Here is a 24,492-nt window from a genome sequence, read left to right as displayed (position 1 = left end):
TTATTTGGATAAATATATTTTATCAATTTCAAGTTTAAACTCCTCTTTGTTTCCATTTCCAATCAGTATGGCTACTTCTCGGATGACATTGGCTTCAAAGTTGGGCAAATTTAAACTTCTCCCTCTATATCTAGGATAAAAGCTTGAAAGTTTTAATTGAACAGTTTCCCAATCTGAAGTCACTTCAAATTCTTGTATATAGGAATGAATCTCTCCTTCATTTTTCTTAATTCTAAACTGGTAAGTAGAGGGTTTACCTTTCACCTTGAGGTTGATATATGAGTACTTTTGAACGCCTGTTATATCGGTTTCATGCCTGACAGAAGCAAAACCTCCATTATTTTCCAAAGATATTTGTCCCTTAAATACCGCATTTCCTTCTTCATCAAGGTTTATTGAACTTTGAGACAGCCCGCCCATGACTCCATCATTCACAATTTGCCAGTCGTTAAGATCTTGACTTGAATTGAAGTTATAAATAGTAAAATCTTGTGCCATAGCTGTGGTTATTATAAAACAGAACATTAAAGTTTTCATAGTTATCCATTTTTTCATCTTTAAATTTACTTATTTTATATTGAAATTCAGATTTATGCCTCAACCACTTTCTAAAACTTATTTTGAAAATGAAAATGTAGTTTTTCTTGCAAAAGACTTGATAGGCAAACAATTAAGTACTTGTATTGATGGAGTTCTCACTTCTGGGGTCATCACTGAAACTGAAGCTTACGCTGGTCAAGGAGATAAAGCTTGTCACGCGCATCTTGGCAGATTCACCAAGCGCACAAAAGTAATGTACGAGTCTGGTGGAATTGCCTATGTTTACTTGTGTTATGGCATCCACCACCTCTTCAATATTGTTACAAATACTAAAGGAAATGCGGACGCGATTCTGGTAAGAGCTATTGAACCTACTCTTGGTATAGACATAATGCAAGAACGTCGTGGAAAATCTAAAGTGGATAAAACATTGACTTCCGGTCCTGGAAATATCTCAAAAGCTTTAGGGATTTCAAAAACTTATAATTCACTTAGCGTAACAAGTGAAAATATCTGGATTGAAGATATTGGGCATAACCCGTCAAATATTAAAGAAACAACGCGTATTGGTATAGACTATGCAGGAGAAGACGCGGCCTTGCCCTGGAGATTTTACGATAAAGATTCTAAATTTGTTTCAGTTAAATAAATACTTATGAAAATAAAACTCATCCTTGTAACTATTTTTACTTTTTTGCTAAGTAATACTATCTACAGCCAAAACAAATTATTTTTTAATAGAATACATTATTTTGAACATCAAGAATGTGAACATCCCATAGGTACAGTAATTTATGACAAAGTTTTTTTTGGTAACAACACAGATAACAGCTCCTTTTTAAATTTTAATAATTCGAAAAGTGAAGTTGTTTACGTAGACTTAACCAACTATGGAAGTTACACAGCATTCAATCAATTTGTGAAAAATAATTTTTTGGGAGCAAATAATATTATGATGGGCTTCAAAATGGGAGTTCCAAGCATTTCGGAATCCATAAAACAAGCGAGAAGTGGTTTCAAGCTTGATAAAGTGAAGGATACAACTGTAAATGATAAAAAGTTAAAACATATTCGGATTAAACCAAAAGATACTCTCGCTCATCGATATGAATCTTACAATATTCTTATCAATATCAATACATCAACTGAAAAACCACTATATACGTCCCCAACAGTTCATTTTTTGTTATTAGGTAGTTTAAAAGATTTAAAAGGAACTGTCGTAGAAACCTATTTTATCGACCTTCAGGGCTACAGGTTTTGCCGTGATGTCCTTTCAGGATTCGAAGTCACTAATAAGAGAGTTATTGTAAAATAAATCGATTGTTTTAGTATAAGACCAAACGAAAATCACAGGAAACTATTTTAGATAAATGCCCCAAATGTCAGAGTGGTTAATATGCCTAAAGAAAGATTAACCCTGAATATATTTTTTAGGAGTGGTCCCAAATTTCTTTTTGAAAGCGGATATAAAATGACTTGCAGTACTGTAACCAATACTCAGTCCTACCTCATTGACATTGTGCTGTCCTTTTTCTAATAGCTTTCTGGCGTAGTCCATTTTATAATCGAAGAGAAAAGAAAATACGGTATCGCCGTAAATTTCTTTAAAACCTTCTTTCAGTTTTTTAAGACTTAAACCCACCTCATCGGCAAGTGCCTGCAAAGTTGGAGGCTCTGTCATACGCTGAAGAATGATTGTTTTTGCCAGTTTTATTTTTTTCACATTATCCTCATCATCCAGAAACGGGCATTGTTCAATATCCGCTTCTGCAGGTCTGTTAAAGTAAAGTCCTATCAATTCATAAGCTTTCCCCTTAAGGTATATTTTCCTTACCGAAGGATGTAAATTGAAATTCAGTATTTGAGATAAAATGACTGCCATTGCAGGAGTAACAACTACTTCTTTATAAAACTTCTTGTCCCGATTATCTTCAGTTAAGAAATCAATATAGTTAGCTTCAGCTGAAAATAAAGTATGAAGTTTTTTGATAGAAATCAAAATAGACACCGACCAGGATTGTGAAGATGCTTCAAGATTAATCGGCAAATCCCTTTCAGGATTATAAAGTAATAATGAGCTATCCTCTTTTATATTTAAGGCATAACTTCCTTCATTGAAATTGAATTTGATCTCACCCTTCACGCAGAAATGAAACTGAATAAAATCAGCACTTATATTATGGGTGATGCATTCTTCATGTTCAGAATCATTTTTTACAGACAAGATGGATATCCCTTCTTCAATTTCAATAAATTGTTCCGAACCTCTAGCGATATTTTTTTCTGATGGTAGCATTGAATATTGTTATATTTTGTTTAGAACGGTTCTAATTAGTAAGGCTTCAATTGGTGATTATTGTTACAAAAATACCTAATTGAACTGATATTTATCACATTTAAGATAAAAATACGTCAAACGACAAAAAAGGAACTTTGAGCGTTATTTTTAATTATGCTTATGCTCTAATTTTGTAATCTATATTTTTTGGAATCAAAGAATGCATAAATACAACGTCTCTAAACATAAAAACTTCTACGTCATAGGTATCAGCTATCAGAAAGCCGATGCAGAGACTAGAGGTAAATTCAATTTAAATATTGACCAAAGAAAAGCTTTACTGGTTAAGGCCAAGTACATTGGGCTTACTTCTGTAGTAACTTCTTCCACTTGCAACAGGACAGAAATTTACGCTTTTGCAAATGACCATAACGTTCTCATAGATCTACTGTGCGAATTTAGTATTGGTGATCAAACAACATTCTCAGAAAGTGGTTATGTTTTAGAAAATGAAACTGCCATTAATCATATGTTTAGAGTTGGTGGTGGACTTGACAGTCAAATTCTTGGAGACTTTGAAATTATAAGCCAGATCAAATCTGCTTTCACATTATCCAAGAAGAAAGGAATGATCAATCATTTCATGGAAAGATTGGTCAATTCAGTAATTCAGGCGAGCCGTAGAATTAAGAATGAAACTAGAATTTCATCAGGCGCTACTTCTGTATCTTTCGCTTCAGTACAATATATTTTAGACCATATTCAAGATGTATCGGATAGAAAAATCTTATTGTTTGGTACTGGAAAAATAGGTAGAAATACTTGTGAGAATTTGGTGAAGCATACCAGCAATAAAAACATCACATTAATTAACAGAACAAAAGATAAAGCTGAGGAAATCGCAGGAAAGTTCAATTTAATCGTAAAAGATTTTTCCGAACTACAATCAGAGATTCGTTCTACAGATATACTTATTGTTGCTACTGGAGCTCAATCTCCAACCATTACTAAGGAATTGATTTATCCAAAAAAAGAACTTCTAATTCTTGACCTCTCTATCCCGAAAAATGTTGCTGAAGATGTTGAAGGCATGACTAATGTGAAGCTGCTTCACTTGGATTATTTATCAAAACTTACTGACGAAACTTTAGCTAAGAGAAAAGCTTTTATTCCTGATGCTGAAGTTATTATTGAAGACGTTAAAACTGAATTCAATGAGTGGTTGGACACTAGAAAATTTGCACCAACCATAAAAGCTTTGAAAGAAAAATTTAAAATCTTTCAGGATGAAGAATTAGATTATCAAAGCAAAAAAAACAATCAGTTTGATAAAGAGCAAGCTGAAATTATCAGTGACCGTGTCATACACAAGATAACTCGGAGTTTTGCAAGTCACTTAAGAAGCGCCAACGGCTCTACTGAAGACAGTATTGCATTACTCAAAAAGGTGTTTGAGTTGGAAACTGAATCCGAATAGTCTAAATTTCCCTTCCTAAATTAATTTTATATGTCAAAAACTATACGAATAGGAACTCGTGATAGTGAACTAGCCTTGTGGCAAGCTCATAAAGTAAAATCACTTCTTGAGCGTGAAGGTTACAATCCTGTTTTAAAACCTGTAAAATCGACTGGAGATCTCAATTTGGATCAACCGCTTTACGAGATGGGAATTACTGGGATTTTTACTAAAACACTAGATGTAGCGCTCATTAAAGGCGAAATTGATATTGCAGTGCATTCCATGAAAGACGTACCAACGGCTTTACCCAAAGGTGTTGTGGAAGCGGCAGTTCTTCCACGCGCCAATACAAGTGATATTTTTATTCACAAAGGCTTGGATGATTTTTCTTCAGAAAAAACTATTGCTACAGGAAGCTTAAGACGAAAAGCACAGTGGTTGAGCAAATATCCAAATCATGAAGTCGTCAACCTGAGGGGGAATGTAAATACACGTTTGCAAAAATTAGAAGATAATGATTGGTCAGGTGCCATTTTTGCAGCAGCTGGTCTCGAAAGAATAAATTTAAAGCCGGAAAATCACGTCGAATTGGATTGGATGATTCCAGCGCCGGCTCAAGGAGCAATGCTAGTGGTCACCATGGAGTCAAACCCCACTTGTAAAACGGCTTTAAAGCCTATAAATCATGCTGAGACGGCTTTGGCAGTGAAAGTTGAGCGTGAGTTCCTTAAAACACTGGAAGGCGGCTGTACAGCACCGATTGGTGCTTTAGCAACCCTTGAGAATAGTGTTTTGAACCTAAAAGCGGGATTATTTAGTCTGGATGGAAAAGAATGCTATGTAATTGAAGAATCTACGGATTTAGAGCAGGTAGAAGGCTTTGGGAAACGCTGTGCTGAACTTGTATTAAAACAGGGTGGTGACCGATTAATGAAAGAACTTCGCAAAGTGTTGTAATATGCCTTCTGTTCTTTCTACAAAACTACTTAGTCCCTCTCAAAAAAATTTGCTGCTAAATGCATACTTAAGTCTTACTGAATACAATGCAATACAAACTAAAGCATTGAAGATACCTGCTTCTATTTCAGAAGAAAAGTATCAGAATGTAATTGTTACAAGCCAAACTACAGTAGAAATCATCAAAGATTTTAAAATTGAGACTTGCTTTTGTGTGGGTGAGAAAACAGCTTTGAAATTGAAATCCTTAGGATTTAAAGTGGAGGTAATTGCTGAAAGTGGAATAGAATTAGGAAAAAAAATCATTCAGGACTATTCTGAGTTGTCCTTTACTTTTTTCGGAAGCAAAAAGCGGAGACCAGAACTTTCTTCAGCACTCAAAAAAGCAAACGTTTCTCTGGCAGAGGTTTTCGTTTACGATACTATTAAAATACCAAAAACATTTCAAAGAGATTTTGATGCAGTCTTGTGTTTTAGCCCGTCCGGAGTTGATAGCTTTTTTGAAGGAAATCGAGATACAAGAGCTAAAATTATTTGTATTGGGTCTACAACTGCTCAACAGGCAAAACTCTATTCTGAATCTGTTTTTGTCTCGACTAAAACTAGCGTAGAAAGTGTTATTGTAAAGACTGTAAAACTTTTAAAATAAAAAATCCCGCTGAATAGCGGGATTTAATTTAGTTTATAAAAGGAAGTTTACTCGAAATCAGCTTCACTAACATCTTTATTAAACATAACTTCTTCCATATTGAAATCTACAGTTTGTGGTCCTAAGTTTTGACTAAAAGTCATTGGAACCATCACGCCGTTTTTCTCAGCATAATCTAAATAAGAAACAGTTGAAGTCATTTTTTGACCCATTTGTTCTGCAGTAGTTTCAGTTGCCAGCTTAAGTCCTGTTTCAACGCTGTAGAATTCTCTTACATTATCAGTCAATTGAATAACATAAGCCTCCTCATCATTCACAGTTTCAATAGCCACAAGCTCTGCACCTTCATTGATGTTTAGCTCCGGGAACAATCCTGAAGTGACTTTTGTATCCTTGATTTGTTGCTCATTAAGATCAATTTTTTGACCTCTCATCATTAAATATCCACTATCTCCATTGAAAACTTGTTTACTAAGTGTATTGCCGTTCATAGCAACTTCTTCAGATTGTTTTCCTTCGGTAGTTGATTTTCTTGTTAAAGAAAGCGACATTCCCTGGAAACTTGCATTACCTTTCATGACCATAGAATTTAGCTTAGAAACAGCTTCTTTACCTCCTATAGCTTGAATGTAATCATTGTATACTGTTTCAACAGACACACCTTCTGGCAGAGGTTTTTTAAATTCAGGTTTATCAATTGGGTTCGCATATTTATCGAAATAGTTGATAGGATAGTCTAACCTGCCTAAGTTCTCAACAACTTCACTTCCTTTTCCTACGATAATTATTTTGGCATTATCGACCTTGAAGTATTTCTTAGCAACATTTTGAACATCCTCAACAGTTACATTGTTTATGTTTTCTAAATAAGAAGCATAAAAATCGTTTGGTAAATTATTGCGTTTAATATTAAGCGCGTAGTTTGCTATAGTTTGCGGACGCTCCAAGGCCATAACAAAATTTCCTACATATTTCGCTTTGGCATCTTTCAATGTTTCAGGGTCTACTGGTTCAGTTCGGATACGGTCTATTTCTTTTACAAATTCAACCACAGCGCTATCCGCTACTGCATTACGAACTTTCGCGCTTGCATTAAATCTGGAAACACCATAGCGGCTAGCGCCCAAACTAGAGTAAGCTCCATAAGTATAGCCTTTATCTTCCCGAAGATTTTTAAATAAATAACCTTCTCCACCTCCACCAAGAATATTGTTGGCCATCAATGCTGCAAAATAATCTTCATCACTTTGTTTTAAACTCACAGTGTTTGTAACTGAAATTTCAGATTGAGATGCATTTGGTAAATCAATAAAATTAATTTCCGTTGTTGGAGCGTTTTTAGTTAACTGAGGTTCTGGGGTTTCAGGTAAGTCTTGTTTTTCCCAACCTCCAAAATAAGTTTTAATTTGTTTTTTTGCTTCTTTTGGCTTGATGTCACCAACAACAACAATATAGGCATCGTTTGGAGCAAAGCGTACTCGATAAAAATCTTTAACGTCTTCAAAAGTAACATTGTTTACTGTTTCTTCAGTCAGGAACTCACCATATACATGGTCTTTTCCGTAGGCTAAAGCACTAACAACTCTGCTGGAAACTGAACTTAAATCTTTTTCCTGAGTCTTTAGATTTTCAATAAGCTTATCTTTTTCTTTTTGAAACTCTTCTTCAGTCAATAAGGGATTTATAGTTGCATCTGCCATCAATTCAACGATACGGTCAGCATACCTTTTCAATCCACTACCGAAACCTCCGCTAGAACCAAAATTGATATTTGCTCCTAAGAAGTCAACTTCTTCATTGAATTCATCTTTTGGAATTGTTGTGGTTCCATTCCCAAGCATGGCGGATAAAAGGCTAGCTACACCAGCTTTTTCACCTTCTTTGTAAGGTTTATTATCTATACTCAATTGGTATGATACACGTGGTAGTTTGTTATTTTCTACCACCATTATAGTGATACCATTTTTCAATTTGTATTCCTTTGGGTCTTCTAAGTTGATGCTTGGCTCAGGTCCTGCCTCCGGCATCTGAGACCTGTCTATTTGGGCGCTTGCTCCAAAAGTAATCAAAGCAACACCTATAAAAGCGACTAATTTTTGTTGTAATGTTTTCATCTTAATTATCATCTTTTTTTGGTAAGTACTCGATTTCAACTCTTTGGTTAGGGCTCAAATATTTTTTTGCCACATCTCTAATTTCTTCTCTTGTAATAGACTGATATAAATCTAGTTGATTGTTTATCAGGTTTACATCATCATATAACATATAATAAGTTGCTAAAGAGCTAGCAATACCAGCAACGCTTGAATTTGAACTTACAAATTGATTCTCAAACTGATTCAGAAGCTTTTGATAATCACGTTTTGAAATTAATTCGTTTTGAATTTTTGCAATCTCCTCATCCATTTCTTCTAGAAGAGTGTCCAAAGACACATCACCTTGAGGAAGTGCAAAAAGTGCGAAGATACTGTAATCAACCTGTCCTAGATTTACAGCTTGAACCTGTAGCGCTTGCTTCTGCTCATCAACTAATTTTTTGTAAAGCACTGAGCTCTTGCCACCACTTAAATAAGCAGAAATCATGTCTAATACAAACGCATCTCTAGTGGCCTGACCTGGAAGTCTATAAGCTGCGATAACAGCAGGGATCTGAATATTTGCATCATAAGCAGTGACTTTTTTAGTCTCTGTTATAGGTTCTTCTTCAGGAAAGTCTCTTACTACCTCTGGACGTGGTTTCACTTCTCCAAAGTAATCTTTCACCATTTTAATAGTTTCATCCTTATCGATATCACCGGCAACAACAAGCACAGCATTATTTGGACCATAATATTTATCGAAATAAGCACTAAACTCTTCCAATGTGGCGGCATCTAGATGCTCCATTTCACCAATGTTAGTATCTTTATAGGGGTGAGCTTCAAAAACGTTTTCGCCTATAACTTCCAATAATTTTCCATAAGGGGCATCATATCTTTGGCGCTTTTCCTCCTTAACAACTTCATTTTGAGTTTCAACTCCCTTTTCATCGATTACAGGATGAAGCATACGCTCAGACTCTAACCATAAACCTAATTCTAATTTATTAGAAGGGAAAATGTCGTAATAATAAGTACGATCCTGAGAGGTGTTGGCGTTAAAAGTACCACCGTTTGCAGGTATGATTTTCATAAACTCTCCACGAGCGATGTTTTCTGTACCTTCAAATAATAAATGTTCAAAAAAGTGAGCAAATCCTGTTCGATCGCGGGGACCATCTTTTCCTCCCACATCGTACATAACAGACGTAATTACAACAGGTGCCGTATTATCTTGATGCAAGATCACGTGCAAACCATTGTCCAAATCGTACTCTGTAAATTCTACCTTCTGGGCATTAGCCAGCGTGATAAAAAAAACAAAAACGGATAACATAATAGTTTTAGTCATTTTTAAATTGTTTTAGTTATAATTTATTAGTCTAAAAATAATTCATTTGTTACAATATTTAATAACCTAATTTATATTTTTGCATTCCTTAAGACATTATTAATGTTGATGGAAAATTCTTATCCGTCTTTAAATTTAATATATTAGCAAATAAAATTATCTCATGAGTCGATTTGTACTTTCTGTAAGATTTGGCATTGCCTTAGCTTCTTCATTAATAGCATACTTTTTGGTGTTATCCTTATTTGGATTTCACACCAATCCTTTTTTCAGTTTATTTAATGGAGTCATCACTGGTTTTGCCATTTATGAAGCTATTCGATACAAAAGAATTGAATTAAAATCAGAGTATAATTATGTAGAAGGGTTTCAGGCTGGAATAGTTACTGGATTCTTGGCTACAATAATATTTACGGTCTTCATGTCGGTCTACGTTACCGAAGTTGATCCAGACTTCATCAACAAAATTGCTGAAAACTTCTCAAAGTCTTATGATATTGGTGTTGGAGTTTTTGGTTTCACAGTATTACTTTCAGGATTTGCTACTGCTGTAGTCCTCACTCTTTCCTTTATGCAGCTCTTTAAACATAAATTGAAAGAGTAATTGATTTCAAAAAAAATATTTTATTGAAGTTATTTTTAAAATACTATATTTGCAAACTATTTAGTAAAAATTAAATAACTAAACACTATGTATGCAATTGTAGAGATAGCAGGGCAGCAATTTAAAGTTGCGAAAGACCAGAAAGTGTTTGTTCACCGTCTAAAAGAAGAAGAAGGTACTGATGTATCTTTTGATAGAGTTCTTTTACATGCAGATGGAGACAACATTACTCTAGGCGCCCCAGCTATAGATGGTGCAACTGTTAGCGCAAAAGTCGTTAAGCACCTGAAAGGAGACAAAGTCATTGTCTTTAAAAAGAAAAGAAGAAAAGGATACCGTAAGAAAAATGGCCATCGTCAATATCTTACTCAAATCCACATTGAAGATATTTCTGTTTCAGGAGGATCTTCAAAACCTGCTTCAGCTTCTAAGAAAAAAGAGGAAGCAAAAGAAGAGAAAAAAGTAGAGTGTAAAGAAACAGAAACTACAGACTTGAGCAAGCATACTGTTGCTGAGCTTAAGGAAATGGCTAAAGAAAAAGGCCTAGAGGGATATTCTGCTTTGAAAAAAGCCGAACTCATCGAATTATTAAGTAAGTAACATAATATAAAAACTAAACATCATGGCACATAAGAAAGGTGTTGGAAGTTCAAAGAACGGAAGAGAATCAGAATCAAAACGTCTTGGCGTGAAGATTTTTGGTGGACAAGCTGCAGTCGCTGGTAACATTATTGTGAGACAAAGAGGAACTGCTCACAAACCTGGAGACAACGTTTATGCAGGAAAAGATCATACATTACATGCTAAAGTTGATGGAACAGTACATTTTAAAAGAACTAAAGATGATAAATCTTTTGTCTATGTCACTCCATTTGAAGCTTAAGCAATAAACTTCTATTAAATACAAAGCCCATTGAAATTAATTTCAATGGGCTTTTTTATGTTTTAAATATTTCTGAGGACTAAGTAACACTTTTACTTTATTCCGTTTATCCGAAAAATATTTTAGTTTTCACTTGATTTATGTTTTAAAACCAAGCATTCCAAGGAATTCTTGAAAGCATAAGCAGCAAGGCAAGAGCATAAAAAATGGCTATGGTCCTAAATTTTTTATTGGAAGCTAATTTCTTTTTGTGTTTGCTATACCCTACGGTAATAAGTACTATTGTGATTATCATAGTTAAAGGATGCTCAACTAAGTAAAGTCTCAAAGTAGAGTCTCCCATAACTCCTTTCATCCCTACTTCAGAAAAAGCATTGAAATAAGGGCTTACAAAATAAAGAACAATACCAATAAGCAATTGTAAATGTGAAACAATAAGTGTAAAAAGTGATATCCTAAAGTCCTGAGGACCAAATGACTTTTTTCCAAGCGTTTTAATGATGGCGTTGAAAGTTGCTAATGTCAATATTAGCAGAACTAAATAAGCCCAATAAGAGTGAACAATCTGTATAACTTCGTACATAGTATTTTTATTTATTATTTACAAATAGAGCTTTAAGCTCTGTGGCATCTTCTGGTTTCATTTTACCTGCTAGGACTAAACTCAACTGCTTACGTCTCAGGGCAGCTTCATATCTATCTATTTCAAGCTTGGTTTGTGGCTCCAATTTTGGAACAGGAACAGGATTACCCATATCATCTACAGCTACAAAGGTATAGATAGCTTCGTTAGCTTTGGATCTCCTTCCGCTTTCTCTATCTTCTATCCAAACATCTATAAAAATTTCCATAGAGGTTTTAAAGTTTCTGGATACTTTGGCCTCCACAGTCACTACACTACCTAAAGGAATAGCTTTATTAAAAGCCACATGATTTACAGATGCTGTTACAACAATACGCCTGGAATGCCGTCTAGCCGCAATACTTGCAGCTCGATCCATTCTAGCCAAAAGCTCCCCACCAAAAAGATTATTGAGAGGGTTAGTTTCACTCGGTAAAACTAGATCTGTGAGTGTGGTTTTGGAATCTTCAGGGTACTTAACTTCCATGTAATATTTTTTGCAAATATAGGGTTTGTAGTGTTAACCCAAGCTTAAAGTTGCTTGACGAAAAGCCAGGCCTCTGGGTTTTCTAAAGCTTTTATTTTCCTCAATTGAGCCAGTGCTCTACCTCTGTCAACAAAGCTTGCAAAGGCAACTTGATGTAGACCGTATGAGTTTTTACCAATCATTGAAGCCTCGTAGCCTTTCTGTTTAAGAAGTTCTATTTTTTTGTAAGCATTGCTCTCAACTCTAAAAGCTCCAGCTACAACATGATACTTTGGTTTTACCGTTTCTATTTGAGTAGCATTCAAAGGAAGCTCGGTCAAGGTGTAGTTAAATTCAGCACTTTGAATACGTTCCTGCAAGAGTGATTCAGCTTTTTGAGATTCAGAATCATTATAGGAAATAACATAATTATTGTATTGATATAAACCCGCAAAGCCAGCTATACCAATAGCAATAATTCCTACAGCAGCATATTTGAGATAAGGCTTACGCTTAACTTGGCCAGTAACTTCCTTTTCAGGACTTAAGATCTTGACTTTATCATCAACAATAGTCTCCTCTATAATTTTTTCCTCAGGAATTCTATCGATTGTGAACTCACCTAAACCAAATGAATCCACGAAGAAGTTTACTTGATTATTCGGCTCAAAAGATAATTTATTCTCTTTATCAAGATTGAACCTTCCAAGCGCAGGAATTTCTATTGCTTTGTCTGCTTTTATAGCAGATTCAAAATCGTCTACGAACAGTTGGATTTTTTGTTTAGCACTTTCAAAATCCATAGATTCACCTTTGGCGATCGCCTCAGCTAAAAGTCCGTCATGATTTCGGATGGACTTATTGAAGGTGATTTTTCTTGTTGGAGGAGTAAATTTATGTAAATGAGAATAGTATTGGGAAGTGTTTTTTTGGATAATAAAGGCTCCAAAGTCAGGCACGATAACGCAATCATACCTGTATAATAACTGTTTAATATACTCTTCTACTCTCATAAAAACAAAGTTAATTTTTTTACTTACATAAGCAACAAGCTAACTCTATTTTGAAAAATTATTTCTAAAATTTGAATCTTATGCCTGAATATATTCCGAAGAAATAAGGCTGAAAGCTAGAATCCGTATCTTGAAAAGTATTTATTTGGTACAAGAATTTGGGTTCTAAATTTAAAGATAAAGTTTCAGAAAAATTATAATCCAGACCTAAACCCAAATTGGCACTAAAACTGAAAGAATTAAGGTTTTCTGCTTCACCAATGCTGGAAGAACGTCCTCCTTCCTCAAAGAATATTTCGTTGTTATTCAGTAAATAAGTGCTCGCTCCTCCAAGCACATGCAAGCCGATTTTTTTATCGATGATTGCATATTCAATTTCAACAGGAACCTCTACAAATCCCAATTCATGATTTAATGAACCAATAGAATTATATTCTGATGTTGAACTTAAGAAAGATGAATTTCCAGGATCACTCATTGTAGCATTTCTGCCTCCAACTCTTCTGTTTGTAGCAGAAACCAAAGTCACCTCTGTAAGAATATCATTTTTGATATTGGGATTATTAGAATTATCGGAACTAAAAGAAGACGAGGTTGTTGATAAAATAACATCCTGAGTATTATAACCCATTGCTACCTGATTAACTCCTGTTCTTATTTTGATCTTTTTGTTAATAGCGTAGGCTACATTAATCCCATATGAAACATTGGGATTGCTGGTTGTCTTTCCTTGAAGGCTGGCTTCTATAGGATTACCACCACTAAAGGAATTCATGAAAACCGGAGCTACATTTGGTGTTAGCTCCCAAGGCTTATAAATTTGTTTATCATCTTCAACTACCAAAAAAGGCTCTTCTTCTATAGCATCGAATAAGGATTTTTTCTCCACATTATCGCCTAAGGTCAAATCTTCTTTCAATTCATTGCTCAGAAGATTTGAAGCAATTCTTAAATTCTGTAGGTACTTTAGCTCAGCCTTAACCAGTTGATTCACGTATGACGATGAAATTCCAGTAACCTGAGGGTTTATAGCATCATCTCCTTCAGCATCAGCAAGCTTTGGAGATTCAATTACGGATTTGGGAACTTCAAGCTGAAAAGCCAAACTATTTTCTATATCATTTTCAAATGATGAAAGTGCAGTGCTTACGGAAGTAAATCTATACTGAGCTGGAGTAACTACTATTGAATTTAGATTCCTTTTAATTTCTGAATTTTCTTTTGATGAAACAGATGATTTAGTTTCTGCATTCTGAAAATAGAAAGCCCCAATAGAGCTAAAAATTAATAAAATCGCAGCTACAGATGCAACCTGCCACCAAAAGGCTGCAAATCGTTTTTTCTTTTTTCTCCCTGACAATTTTTCTTCGATGCCTTTCCAAACCTTTGGAGAAGGTGAAGTCTGAAGGTCATTTAAACCTTCCTGAAATAATCGCTCTATGGGTTTGGAAGATTTCATTTAATTATGATCAATTTTTCGGATATAGGCCTCATCAATATTGGACTCAGTAATTTTTCGACGTAAAATATCTTTTGCTCTGGAAAGATTTGATTTTGAAGTCCCTTCAGTAATCTGAAGTTTTAATGCGATTTCTTTATGAGAAAATCCGTCGAGTGTATAAAGGTTAAATACCATTCTATATCTATCCGGAAGGCTTTGGATACAGTCTAGAAGAAATTGTAAAGAATAGCTGTTATCTTCTACGTAGACATCTTCAGCTTTTAGGGCTTCTTCGTTTACCAGCTCAAATACCTTTTGTTTTCTGTAGCGCTGTAGACAGATATTAATAGTGATTCGCTTCAGCCAACCTTCAAAAGATCCTTTATGCTTAAACTGATGGATTTTTTCAAAAATTTTAATAAAAGCATCTTGCAAATTGTCTTCAGCTTCGGAATAATTTCTTGAATATTTTAAAGAAATACTAAAAAGCACATCAGCAAAAATATCGTACAAAAGCTTCTGAGAAGCTATGTCATTCTTTTTACAGCGCTTTATTAGATTCTTTAATTCCATTTAGTCTTTTATCACGATCACATCTTTATCAAGATAAGTAAAATCTCCTAAGCTGTCTCTTCCATTCAAAAACTTGAAAGTAAAATTAGACTCAAAGTTATTGGTGAAATCAACTTCTTTTTGATCCCCTGCTGTATCTTGATTACAATTAGCAGCCTGAGTAAATATAGTTATTGCCCGGACATAATACAAACTATCTCCTTGATTCACAGCGTCAAAATTGGAAAACCTATGACAGTCAGAATCTTTTTGATAGGTAATTCCTAGAGTGTAGGTTTCGCTCATAACCATTGTATCAGGAACATTGGCATCTAAGATAGGGGATACTTGAGACGTTTGAAATAAATTCTCGTCATCATCAACACTGCAACCGACAAAAACAATTGAACCTATAAAAAAGACAATAAATAGTTTGCTGATATATTTCATTAAGAAGTGTTTATTAAGAGACGACTGGATTGAAGAAAGGTTGCGCCGCAGTTTAAAAAATTAAAGCATAAAAAAACCGATGATTAATCATCGGTTATGAAAGTAGTATATAAATTAGCTTAATCTTCAGACTTAGCCAACTTTATAGCGTCAACTATTTTTACTTCCAGCTCTTCCATCAATTCAGGATTATCAAGAAGTAGAGTTTTTACTGCATCTCTACCTTGCCCAAGTTTAGTGTCTTCGTAACTAAACCAAGATCCAGCTTTTTTGATGATTTCATAATCAACACCAATATCTATAATTTCACCTATTTTGGAAATTCCTGTTCCATACATGATATCAAACTCTGCCATTTTGAATGGAGGTGCTACTTTGTTTTTCACCACTTTCACACGGGTTTTATTACCCATGACGTCACTATTTGAGTTTTTGATCTGTGTGGATCTTCTGATGTCTAATCTTACGGAAGCATAAAATTTCAAAGCGTTACCACCGGTTGTAGTTTCTGGATTTCCAAACATCACCCCAATTTTCTCTCTCAATTGGTTAATGAAAATCACTGTACAATTGGTTTTACTTATGGTAGAGGTCATTTTTCTCAAGGCTTGTGACATCAGTCTGGCGTGGAGACCCATTTTGGAATCTCCCATTTCGCCTTCAATTTCACTTTTTGGAGTTAAGGCTGCAACAGAGTCAATCACAATAATATCAATCGCACCAGACCGTATTAGGTTTTCAGTGATTTCTAATGCTTGCTCACCATGATCTGGTTGTGATATAATGAGATTATCTATATCTATATTTAAGTTTTTAGCATAGGCTCTATCAAAGGCATGTTCAGCATCGATAAAAGCAGCAATCCCGCCAGCCTTTTGTGCTTCAGCAATTGCATGAAGCGTTAATGTTGTTTTACCTGAAGATTCTGGTCCGTATATTTCTACAACTCTTCCTCTAGGGTAACCACCAACTCCTAAGGCTAAATCCAATCCCAAAGAACCTGAAGAAATTGCCTCCACATCTTGTACTGCCTGGTCGCTCATTTTCATTACAGTACCTTTTCCGTAAGTCTTGTCTAGCTTATCCAAAGTCAATTGAAGCGCTTTTAACTTTGCATCTTTCTCGCTATTTTCTTTTGCCATGTTTTATTGAATTCTTTTTTGTAAAAATAGTATTTCTTTTTAATATTGGAATTAAGTTCCGCAACCATTCCAAGTATTTGGTATCTATTCATAAAGACTATTATTTGAAATTTCTTAAAAAAACATCTATAACCAATACACATGGGATTTCAGTCTCGTTTACGACTATTTCCAGCTGTAAAATCGACGGGGGCTGACGTTGTTATATTTTGACTATTATAAAAATGTATAACAACGAATTAGCCTAATCTTGTTGTTTTTGACAACATTTTTGAAAAAGCCCTGTAACTCAGGGCTTTTTTCATTTCAGAAAACCAGATAATATTATTAACTTATTTTTAACATACTAGGCTTTTTTTTGAATAGGTAAAATAAAAATCCTGTTTTATATTTGTCCTATCATTTACCACTTTACTGGTGTGTGATTTATAAAGAAGAGGCGAGAGACAGGCTCCGCGACCCTCGGCAACCTCAACAAAGTGTTGAAAGGTGCTAATTCCTGCCCCATAAGGGACATATAAATTAGAAAAAATGAATTACTCCTTTTTTAAAACAACTCTATCTTTTCTATTCATTTTGAATAGTTCTTCAAATTGCATTTTATCAGATTTTTTAAGCTTGCTTTCTATGCGAATGCTTAAGCCTATGCCGTGCATTGTTTCTATGTGCGCATAGGCTTTCTCATTTCTTTATTAAGCTCAGTGCTTTCAATCCTGAAGGCCCAATGAGCATTCCTATTTTAAAAATTATAAACGTTTACTTATGTCTACATCATTAAAATTCGAAAGTTTACAACTTCATGCAGGTCAGCAAGCAGACCCAACTACAGGCTCTATAGCTGTCCCTATACATCAAACTTCTTCTTATCAATTTCAAAATTCAAAACACGCTGCAAGGCTTTTTGGGCTAGAAGAGTTTGGGAATATTTACACAAGGATTATGAATCCTACCACAGACGTTTTTGAAAAACGAGTTGCCGCATTGGAAGGTGGCGTATCTGCAGTAGCGACTTCTTCAGGAATTGCTGCTCAATTTTTAGCACTGACCACCCTATTACAAACTGGTGAAAATTTTGTTTCTACTTCTTTTGTTTATGGAGGAACTTTCAATCAATTCAACGTGACTTTCAAAAAACTTGGTATAGATGCACGTTTCGCAAACGGTGATGAGCCTAGCTCGTTTGAAGCCCTCATTGATGATAAAACTAAAGCGCTCTATCTTGAAACCATTGGCAATCCAGAATTCAATATTCCAGATTTTGAAGCTATAGCTAAGATCGCCCAGAAACATCATATCCCTCTTATTGTTGATAATACCTTTGGAGCGGGAGGTGCCATTGCACAACCTATAAAACACGGTGCTAATATTGTGACCAGTTCTGCAACCAAGTGGATTGGTGGACATGGAAATAGTATTGGAGGAATACTTGTAGATGCAGGTAACTTCAACTGGGCCAACGGAAAATTTCCTGGGTTTACAGAACCTTCTGAAGGCTACCACGGACTTAAATTTTGGGAAGTCTTTGGTGAAGGTAATGCGCTTGGTCTGCCAAATGTTGCTTTTGCCATCAAAGCGAGAGTAGAAGGCTTACGGGATTTCGGACAAGCTTTAAGCCCGTTCAATTCATTCTTATTGCTTCAAGGTTTAGAAACCTTATCCCTAAGATGTGAACGCCATTCTGAAAATGCCTTTAAACTGGCTAAGTATCTTGAAAAACATCCAAAAGTGGAGTATGTAAACTATCCTGGTTTGGAAAGTTCACCTTATCATGAAAATGCCAAAAAGTACCTGCAGCGCGGTTTTGGTGCTGTATTGTCTTTTAAGCTAAAAGCAACGCTCGAGGAGGCAGACAAACTGGTAGATTCTTTAAAATTGATTATCCACACCGCCAATGTTGGCGATGCCAAAACCCTAATCATTCACCCTTCCTCAACTACTCATCAACAGTTAAATGAAGAAGAACAAAAAGCTTCAGGTGTATTTCCTGGTTTGCTTAGGATTTCAGTAGGCATCGAACATATTGACGATATCCTCGCCGATTTGGATCAGGCATTTTCACAACTTTAAAAAAAATCAAATATATGAGTATTTCAAACTTTTCAATAAACGGATCGAGTATCAATTCAACCTTATATCAGGGAAAATCAAGACAATTCAATTTCTTGGTGGATGAACCTCACGAACTTGGCGGCAAAGATTTAGCTGCCAATCCTGTAGAATATTTATTGGCTGGCTACGCCGGATGTCTTAATGTAGTGATCAACCTGGTGGCCAAAGATCTTGGCATCAAGATTTACGATATGAAAATCAATATCAATGGCAATATTGATGCTTCCAAGTTTTTAGGGCTTTCAGAAGAAGTTAGGGCTGGGTTTCAGTCATTGGATGTTGACATTGATTTTGTCACCAATGCCACTCAGGAAAGTGTCAATTTTCTTTTGAAAAGCGTCAAACAACGCTGCCCTATCAACGATAATTTGAGTAACGAAACTGCGATAAATTATCACATTAAAAAATCATCCTACAAGGAAGAAGCCTATGCTTAAGGTATTTTCATATCAACATCCTTTCGAACTTGAAAACGGACAGACTTTAGCTGAGTTTGAGTTAACTTATAACACTCTAGGTCAACTCAATGCAGAGGGTTCAAATGTTATTTGGATTTGTCACGCCCTCACAGCAAATGCTCACCCTGAAGAATGGTGGCCTGGTCTTTTCGACAAAAAAAATGAAATTGATCTGGATAGATATTTTGTAGTGTGTGCAAATATCCTAGGATCTTGTTATGGCAGCACTTCTCCTCAAAGCATCAACCCTGAAACGAATGAAATTTATGGATTGAACTTTCCAAAATTCAGCATTCGGGACATTGCCAAAACCTTAAACCTCTTAAGTAAAGATTTAGGAATCTCAGAAATCCAATATTTGATGGGCGGATCTATGGGAGGTATGCAAGCTATGGAATGGGCAATTCAAAAACCAGATAAAATCAAAAATTTGGTTTTACTCGCGACCAGCGCAAAGCATTCTTCATGGGGTATTGCTTTGAATGAGACACAACGCATGGCGATTGAGTCTGATTCTACATTCTATGAGAAAAATAAAACTGCTGGAAAAAAGGGACTAGAAGCTGCAAGAGCTATTGCTCTGTTGAGTTATAGAAACTACAACACCTATCGATCCACTCAAATAGATAAAAAAAATACAGTAGATGACTTCAGAGCATCCTCCTATCAAAAATACCAGGGAGAGAAACTTTCCAAACGTTTTGATGCAAAATCCTATTGGTACTTGTCCAAAGCCATGGATAGCCATAATGTAGGTAGAAATAGAGGCAACTGTAAAAAAGCACTTGCAAAAGTTAAAGCCAAAACTTTGGTCATTGGGATTCAAAGCGATTTGCTTTTCCCTGTTGAAGAACAAAAATTTTTAGCTGAACGTATAGGGTATTCAGCACTAGAAATCATCGATTCATCCTATGGACACGACGGATTTTTGATTGAAGTTGAAACCATAAAATTAATATTACGAAAACATTTTAAATTATAACTAATGCCACAACACCTTACTATTGGATTATTTGGATTTGGAAGTGTAGGTTCTGGAATTTATCATTTACTCAAGAAAAAAACAATTCCAAACATTGAGCTTAAGACTATTGTTGTCAAAAATCCTGATAAACCAAGATCTAAAGATGCAAAACACTTTAGCTATCAACCCAAAGATATATTGGAAGACAAAGATATCAATGTTGTTTTGGAATTGATTGATGACGCCGATGCTGCTTATTCAATTGTGAAAAAAGCTTTAGAAAAAAGAAAGCATGTCATTACTGCCAACAAAAAGATGCTCGCTGAGCATTTCCAGGAACTCACTGCTTTAGCCCAAAAGCAAAATGTGAGTTTACTTTACGAAGCATCGGTTTGTGGAAGCATTCCTGTGATAAGAACACTGGAAGAATCTTTTGGTCAGGACTCCATAAAATCGCTGAGAGCTATTAGTAATGGAACCTGTAATTATGTGTTGACGCGTTTGTTTCAAAATCCACAGCCTTTTGATAGAATCATCACCGATGCTCAAAAACACGGTTTCGCAGAATCGGATCCAACTTTGGACATCGACAGCTGGGATTCCAAATTCAAACTCATCATCAGCAATTATCACGCTTTTGGAGTTTTGAATACACCTGAAGATATTTTGAATTTGGGCATACGACACATCAAACCAGAGGATATTGAATTTGCCAAAGAAAAAAACTTCAGTATAAAAGTTTTGGGACATTCTGAACTCAATGACGATGGACTAAACGCTTTCGTAGCGCCACAGTTTATCAAAAACAATAATTTACTAACCTCTATTGAATTCGAAAATAACGCGGTGCAAATCGATGCAGAATTTGCACAGCAACAACTTCTACAAGGCAAAGGAGCTGGAAGCATTCCCACTGCAAGCGCAGTGCTTTCAGATGTGATTTCCCTATTGAAAGATTACACTTATTCGTATTCAAAAGCTGAGGCTAATAGTTCTAAGTTTAATCCTGACCAATTGATAAAAGTTTATATATCATCCTACGATAAAAAAGATCTAACGCCATTTAAATTTAAAAACGAGATTGTTTGTGGGACTCGAAAGCAACTTGAATATAAAATAGGAAAATTATCCATCAAAGATTTAAAACATCAATTTGAAGCCCAATCGGCTAAAGTCTTTGTCGCTGTGTTTCCTGACTGATTATTTGATTGCAAATTTTAGAATAAAGATTTTTGATTTAAATAACTAATTTTAAATTCTGAATCAAAGAGATGTGAAAGAAGAACTGAAAAAGCGTACTAGGCAATTTGCAATCAGAGTGATAAAGTTGGTTGAAACCTTGCCAAATAAACCAACTTGTTGGACAATTACCAACTAAATCATACGCTCTTCAACTTCTGTTGCACCAAACTACAGAGCTGTTTGTAGAGCTAAAAGTGACAAAGACTTTATTTCGAAAATGGGAACCGTAATAGAAGAAGCCGATGAAACTCAATTTTGGTTAGAAATGATAGAAGAGCTTGATCTCATCAAAGATTTAAACGAAAAGAAAGAATTGAAATTCTTGCATAAAGAGGCAAATGAATTGACTTCTATTTTTGTGGCATCAAGTAAAACCATCAAAAAACGATTAAATAATTTATAATTGAGGACTGCTGATTGCCAATTCTTAATCTTAAATCTGATATCGTAAATTCCAAATCGTATCTTTGCGCTTCAATAATCATTTCTTTTAACTCAAATATTAGTATAGCATGCAACTGTACAATAAACTAAGTTCAAAAGAAAGGGAACAGCTTATAGAACAAGCTGGTGAAGAGCGCTTTACCCTTTCTTTTTACAAGTACCATCAACTCAAGAATCCTAAAGAATTTAGAGATTACTTGTTCCTCAACTGGAACAAACTCGACGTTCTTGGCCGCATCAATGTGGCTCACGAAGGCATCAACGCTCAACTTTCTGTGCCTGCCAAAAAGTTTGAAGAGTTCAAAACATTCCTGGATAGTATTGACTTCTTAAAGGATGTAAGGCTCAACATCGCCATCGAACATTACGATAAATCCTTCTTAAAACTCAAAATAAAAGTCAGACCCAAAATTGTCCACGATGGGCTCAACGATGCCACTTTCGATGTCACCAACAAAGGGATTCACGTCGATGCCAAAAAGTTCAATGAACTCATCGAAAACCCAAACACTGTTTTGGTCGATATGCGTAACCACTACGAAAGTGAAATTGGTCACTTCAAAAATGCGGTGACACCGGACGTTGACACTTTTCGTCAATCTTTAGACATCATAGAAGAAGACCTCAAAGATCATAAAGAAGACAAAGACCTCGTCATGTATTGCACCGGCGGCATTCGTTGTGAAAAAGCCAGCGCTTATTACAAACACAAGGGTTTCAAAAGAGTCTACCAACTGGAAGGCGGAATTATAGAATATGCCCGACAAGTCAAAGACAAAGACTTGGAAAATAAGTTTTTTGGAAAGAACTTTGTGTTCGATGACCGCCGAAGCGAAAAGATTTCCGACGATGTCATCGCCAAATGCCACCAATGCGGGACGCCCTGCGATACCCACGTGAACTGTGCCAACGACGGTTGCCACTTGCTCTTTATCCAATGTGAAGATTGCGCCAAAAAGATGGACGGTTGCTGCTCAGAGCAATGCCAAGAAATAGTGCACCTGCCATACGAAGAGCAAAAAAGCTTAAGATCTGGCAGACCTGCAGGAAATAGAAAATTCAAAAAAGGAAGGTCACCAGTATTGAAGTTTAAGTAAAAATTCTCTCACATTATTTTAGATTGACTTACCCCCTATATTCTTTTGAAATTCGGGGGGATTTTTTTTTGAACCTACATGATTCTTCTAGATACATTGCTTTATGCTTATAAGTTAACCTCAACATCCAGCCTTGCTTCAAATTTCTACTAAAGGCTGACTGATAGTTTAAAACTTCTACTCTATTCCTATTTAAGCTCAGGCTTAACCCAAAACTATTTCAAATAAAATTGTATTTTCATAATGATGAAAGTTTAGTAATAGCTTGACAATGAAATAAAATGGATGAACATGAACCTCAAAAACACCTTAGACAAAAACATTGGCAAGCCAATAACAAAGAAGAAATTTTCAGCGAGTTAAGAACTTCTGATACTGGATTAAAACAGGAAGAAATCAATAACCGGATTCAGTTTTACGGAGAAAACAAACTTCCTCAAGGACAAAATACTTGCCGATGCAGAACAAATTGCTCAAGATGGTTATCGTGTATTAGCCTTTGCCAGTGGTAAATACCCCAATTTTCAGAAAAAGGAAATTTATGACAATGGAGATATTCCTGGACTCACATTTTACGGACTTGTAAGCTTTATTGACCCGCTAAGACCGGAGGCAAAAACATCTGTAGAGCAATGCAATAAAGCTGGAATAAGGGTAATCATGATAACCGGAGACCATCCAGCAACAGCTGGTGCCATAGCTCGTGAGTTGGGAATAGCCGACACAACAACTCTTGTTGTTACTGGACAAATGCTGAACGAAGCAGGCGCGGTAGATAGTCCTGCGTTTGAAAAACTGGTGGCATCAACCTCAGTTTTTGCCAGAGTTTCTCCAACACAAAAACTTGAAATTGTAGAGGTGTTGATTCGTAAAGATGAATTTGTTGCCGTTACAGGCGATGGTGTAAATGATGCTCCCGCCCTTAAGCGCGCTAATATTGGGATAGCTATGGGTTCGGGTACTGATGTAGCAAAAGAAGTGGGATCAATGATTGTCGTGGACGATAACTTCTCATCGATTGTTGCAGGAGTCGAAGAAGGCCGGTTTGCCTTCGATAATGTGCGTAAAGTAATTTATCTATTGATTTCAACTGGAGCTGCAGAAATCATCCCTTTTCTTGCATCAATCGCTGCTGGATTGCCTCTGCCGCTACTTGCAGTTCAGTTACTATGGCTCAACCTCGTTACCAACGGCATACAAGATGTTTCCCTTGCGTTTGAGAGGGGAGAACCAGGTGCCATGGAGCGAAAACCCAGAAAGCCATCAGAAAAAATATTCAACCCGTTAATGATTCATCAAACCGTAGTTTCTGGTGCAGCTATGGGATTAATTGTTTTTGGACTCTGGTATTATTTAAACACGTTCACCCAAATGGATGAAATACACGCACGAAATATTATTCTGCTGTTAATGGTATTTATGCAAAACTTTCATGTATTTAACTGTCGTTCCGAACGAGTTTCAGTCTTCAAAGTACCGTTAAAAAGAAATATCATACTTGTTTTTGGAGTTCTGGCCGCTCAGGGAATTCACATCTTGAGTATGCAAATTCCTTTTATGCAAGATATCTTACGAATAGAACCAATTAGTTTTAACGAGTGGTTGTATGTTTTGGCGCTAGCTTTACCAATGATTTTTGTGATGGAAGTGTTTAAGTTTTTTCGTGGACAAAAACACAGGTCTTAAACAA

The 24,492-nt window shown here is 35.7% G+C and carries 27 protein-coding genes and 1 riboswitch; of the genes, 16 read left to right on the top strand and 11 right to left on the bottom strand.

The window, feature by feature from the left end:
• The gene (locus tag LB449_RS00425; RefSeq protein ID WP_224453104.1) at nucleotides 1-537 is read right to left on the bottom strand and encodes a CIA30 family protein; all 537 of its coding nucleotides are present in this window, start codon (nucleotides 535-537) and stop codon (nucleotides 1-3) included.
• Between the two features lie 55 nt (nucleotides 538-592).
• On the opposite strand from LB449_RS00425, the gene LB449_RS00420 reads away from it, so the two are divergent.
• On the top strand, nucleotides 593-1,189 hold the full coding sequence (locus LB449_RS00420) for a DNA-3-methyladenine glycosylase (protein ID WP_224453103.1): 597 nt from the start codon (nucleotides 593-595) through the stop codon (nucleotides 1,187-1,189).
• 6 nt (nucleotides 1,190-1,195) lie between these two features.
• A complete protein-coding gene (locus tag LB449_RS00415) occupies nucleotides 1,196-1,858 on the top strand; it encodes a hypothetical protein (protein WP_224453102.1) in 663 nt (220 codons plus the stop codon).
• Nucleotides 1,859-1,954: 96 nt separating this feature from the next.
• Here LB449_RS00415 and LB449_RS00410 read toward each other — a convergent pair whose 3' ends face one another.
• Nucleotides 1,955-2,839, bottom strand: a complete 885-nt coding sequence (locus LB449_RS00410; protein ID WP_224453101.1) for an AraC family transcriptional regulator — start codon at nucleotides 2,837-2,839, stop codon at nucleotides 1,955-1,957.
• A gap of 202 nt (nucleotides 2,840-3,041) precedes the next feature.
• Here LB449_RS00410 and hemA point away from each other — a divergent pair, with 202 nt between their 5' ends.
• Genes hemA through LB449_RS00395 form a run of 3 tightly spaced genes read left to right on the top strand, consistent with a single transcriptional unit; the run spans nucleotide 3,042 to nucleotide 5,886 of the window.
• Entirely contained in the window at nucleotides 3,042-4,298 is a 1,257-nt protein-coding gene (hemA, locus tag LB449_RS00405; protein WP_224453100.1) for a glutamyl-tRNA reductase, read from the top strand.
• A 30-nt stretch (nucleotides 4,299-4,328) separates the two neighbouring features.
• Entirely contained in the window at nucleotides 4,329-5,237 is a 909-nt protein-coding gene (hemC, locus tag LB449_RS00400; protein WP_224453099.1) for a hydroxymethylbilane synthase, read from the top strand.
• Between the two features lies 1 nt (nucleotide 5,238).
• Complete coding sequence (locus LB449_RS00395; protein ID WP_224453098.1) at nucleotides 5,239-5,886, top strand: uroporphyrinogen-III synthase; 648 nt, start codon at nucleotides 5,239-5,241, stop codon at nucleotides 5,884-5,886.
• Nucleotides 5,887-5,933: 47 nt separating this feature from the next.
• Here the strand turns inward: LB449_RS00395 and LB449_RS00390 are convergent, their stop codons facing one another.
• On the bottom strand, nucleotides 5,934-8,000 hold the full coding sequence (locus LB449_RS00390) for a M16 family metallopeptidase (protein ID WP_224453097.1): 2,067 nt from the start codon (nucleotides 7,998-8,000) through the stop codon (nucleotides 5,934-5,936).
• Between the two features lies 1 nt (nucleotide 8,001).
• Nucleotides 8,002-9,315 carry a M16 family metallopeptidase gene (locus tag LB449_RS00385; protein WP_224453096.1) on the bottom strand — a complete coding sequence of 438 codons (1,314 nt, stop codon included), beginning with the start codon at nucleotides 9,313-9,315 and terminating at the stop codon, nucleotides 8,002-8,004.
• A 163-nt stretch (nucleotides 9,316-9,478) separates the two neighbouring features.
• On the opposite strand from LB449_RS00385, the gene LB449_RS00380 reads away from it, so the two are divergent.
• The 3 genes from LB449_RS00380 (at nucleotide 9,479) to rpmA (ending at nucleotide 10,802) form a co-directional block, all read left to right on the top strand.
• Nucleotides 9,479-9,919 (top strand): DUF4199 domain-containing protein, encoded by a 441-nt coding sequence (locus LB449_RS00380; RefSeq protein ID WP_224453095.1) that lies wholly within the window; start codon nucleotides 9,479-9,481, stop codon nucleotides 9,917-9,919.
• 87 nt (nucleotides 9,920-10,006) lie between these two features.
• Complete coding sequence (gene rplU, locus LB449_RS00375; RefSeq protein WP_224453094.1) at nucleotides 10,007-10,519, top strand: 50S ribosomal protein L21; 513 nt, start codon at nucleotides 10,007-10,009, stop codon at nucleotides 10,517-10,519.
• Nucleotides 10,520-10,541: 22 nt separating this feature from the next.
• Nucleotides 10,542-10,802, top strand: coding sequence for a 50S ribosomal protein L27 (gene rpmA / locus LB449_RS00370; RefSeq protein ID WP_224453093.1), 261 nt, complete (start codon nucleotides 10,542-10,544; stop codon nucleotides 10,800-10,802).
• A 145-nt stretch (nucleotides 10,803-10,947) separates the two neighbouring features.
• Here rpmA and LB449_RS00365 read toward each other — a convergent pair whose 3' ends face one another.
• From LB449_RS00365 to recA, 7 genes are all read right to left on the bottom strand, one after another.
• Nucleotides 10,948-11,385, bottom strand: a complete 438-nt coding sequence (locus LB449_RS00365) for a hypothetical protein (RefSeq protein ID WP_224453092.1) — start codon at nucleotides 11,383-11,385, stop codon at nucleotides 10,948-10,950.
• Nucleotides 11,386-11,392: 7 nt separating this feature from the next.
• Nucleotides 11,393-11,911 carry an acyl-CoA thioesterase gene (locus LB449_RS00360; protein ID WP_224453091.1) on the bottom strand — a complete coding sequence of 173 codons (519 nt, stop codon included), beginning with the start codon at nucleotides 11,909-11,911 and terminating at the stop codon, nucleotides 11,393-11,395.
• 44 nt (nucleotides 11,912-11,955) lie between these two features.
• Nucleotides 11,956-12,903, bottom strand: coding sequence for an HU domain-containing protein (locus tag LB449_RS00355; protein ID WP_224453090.1), 948 nt, complete (start codon nucleotides 12,901-12,903; stop codon nucleotides 11,956-11,958).
• Nucleotides 12,904-12,967: 64 nt separating this feature from the next.
• Entirely contained in the window at nucleotides 12,968-14,362 is a 1,395-nt protein-coding gene (locus tag LB449_RS00350; RefSeq protein WP_224453089.1) for a hypothetical protein, read from the bottom strand.
• Nucleotides 14,363-14,917, bottom strand: coding sequence for an RNA polymerase sigma factor (locus LB449_RS00345; RefSeq protein WP_224453088.1), 555 nt, complete (start codon nucleotides 14,915-14,917; stop codon nucleotides 14,363-14,365).
• On the bottom strand, nucleotides 14,918-15,346 hold the full coding sequence (locus tag LB449_RS00340) for a hypothetical protein (protein ID WP_224453087.1): 429 nt from the start codon (nucleotides 15,344-15,346) through the stop codon (nucleotides 14,918-14,920).
• 119 nt (nucleotides 15,347-15,465) lie between these two features.
• Nucleotides 15,466-16,488, bottom strand: a complete 1,023-nt coding sequence (gene recA, locus LB449_RS00335) for a recombinase RecA (protein ID WP_224453086.1) — start codon at nucleotides 16,486-16,488, stop codon at nucleotides 15,466-15,468.
• Nucleotides 16,489-16,911: 423 nt separating this feature from the next.
• A riboswitch (SAM riboswitch) is annotated at nucleotides 16,912-17,012 on the top strand.
• A 238-nt stretch (nucleotides 17,013-17,250) separates the two neighbouring features.
• On the opposite strand from recA, the gene LB449_RS00330 reads away from it, so the two are divergent.
• From LB449_RS00330 to LB449_RS14020, 8 genes are all read left to right on the top strand, one after another.
• The gene (locus LB449_RS00330) at nucleotides 17,251-18,555 is read left to right on the top strand and encodes an O-acetylhomoserine aminocarboxypropyltransferase/cysteine synthase family protein (RefSeq protein WP_224453085.1); all 1,305 of its coding nucleotides are present in this window, start codon (nucleotides 17,251-17,253) and stop codon (nucleotides 18,553-18,555) included.
• 14 nt (nucleotides 18,556-18,569) lie between these two features.
• Nucleotides 18,570-19,034: an OsmC family protein gene (locus LB449_RS00325; RefSeq protein WP_224453084.1), complete on the top strand. Its 465-nt coding sequence runs from the start codon at nucleotides 18,570-18,572 to the stop codon at nucleotides 19,032-19,034.
• Nucleotides 19,027-20,037: a homoserine O-acetyltransferase MetX gene (gene metX, locus LB449_RS00320; protein ID WP_224453083.1), complete on the top strand. Its 1,011-nt coding sequence runs from the start codon at nucleotides 19,027-19,029 to the stop codon at nucleotides 20,035-20,037. The genes LB449_RS00325 and metX overlap by 8 nt, the downstream gene beginning before the upstream one ends.
• 3 nt (nucleotides 20,038-20,040) lie before the next feature.
• Entirely contained in the window at nucleotides 20,041-21,219 is a 1,179-nt protein-coding gene (locus LB449_RS00315; protein WP_224453082.1) for a homoserine dehydrogenase, read from the top strand.
• A 178-nt stretch (nucleotides 21,220-21,397) separates the two neighbouring features.
• On the top strand, nucleotides 21,398-21,664 hold the full coding sequence (locus LB449_RS00310) for a four helix bundle protein (protein ID WP_317196203.1): 267 nt from the start codon (nucleotides 21,398-21,400) through the stop codon (nucleotides 21,662-21,664).
• 109 nt (nucleotides 21,665-21,773) lie between these two features.
• On the top strand, nucleotides 21,774-22,802 hold the full coding sequence (gene trhO / locus LB449_RS00305; protein WP_224453081.1) for an oxygen-dependent tRNA uridine(34) hydroxylase TrhO: 1,029 nt from the start codon (nucleotides 21,774-21,776) through the stop codon (nucleotides 22,800-22,802).
• A gap of 281 nt (nucleotides 22,803-23,083) precedes the next feature.
• Nucleotides 23,084-23,314 (top strand): cation-transporting P-type ATPase, encoded by a 231-nt coding sequence (locus tag LB449_RS14075; RefSeq protein WP_224453080.1) that lies wholly within the window; start codon nucleotides 23,084-23,086, stop codon nucleotides 23,312-23,314.
• Nucleotides 23,202-24,488 carry a cation-translocating P-type ATPase gene (locus tag LB449_RS14020; protein ID WP_317196202.1) on the top strand — a complete coding sequence of 429 codons (1,287 nt, stop codon included), beginning with the start codon at nucleotides 23,202-23,204 and terminating at the stop codon, nucleotides 24,486-24,488. The genes LB449_RS14075 and LB449_RS14020 overlap by 113 nt, the downstream gene beginning before the upstream one ends.
• Nucleotides 24,489-24,492: the final 4 nt, after the last annotated feature.

Origin of the sequence: Psychroflexus lacisalsi, assembly GCF_020164495.1 — a bacterium.
In the GTDB taxonomy this organism is placed as follows: domain Bacteria; phylum Bacteroidota; class Bacteroidia; order Flavobacteriales; family Flavobacteriaceae; genus Psychroflexus; species Psychroflexus lacisalsi.
Note: the sequence above shows the minus strand (reverse complement) of the source record. Positions and strands in the feature narration are given on the sequence as shown.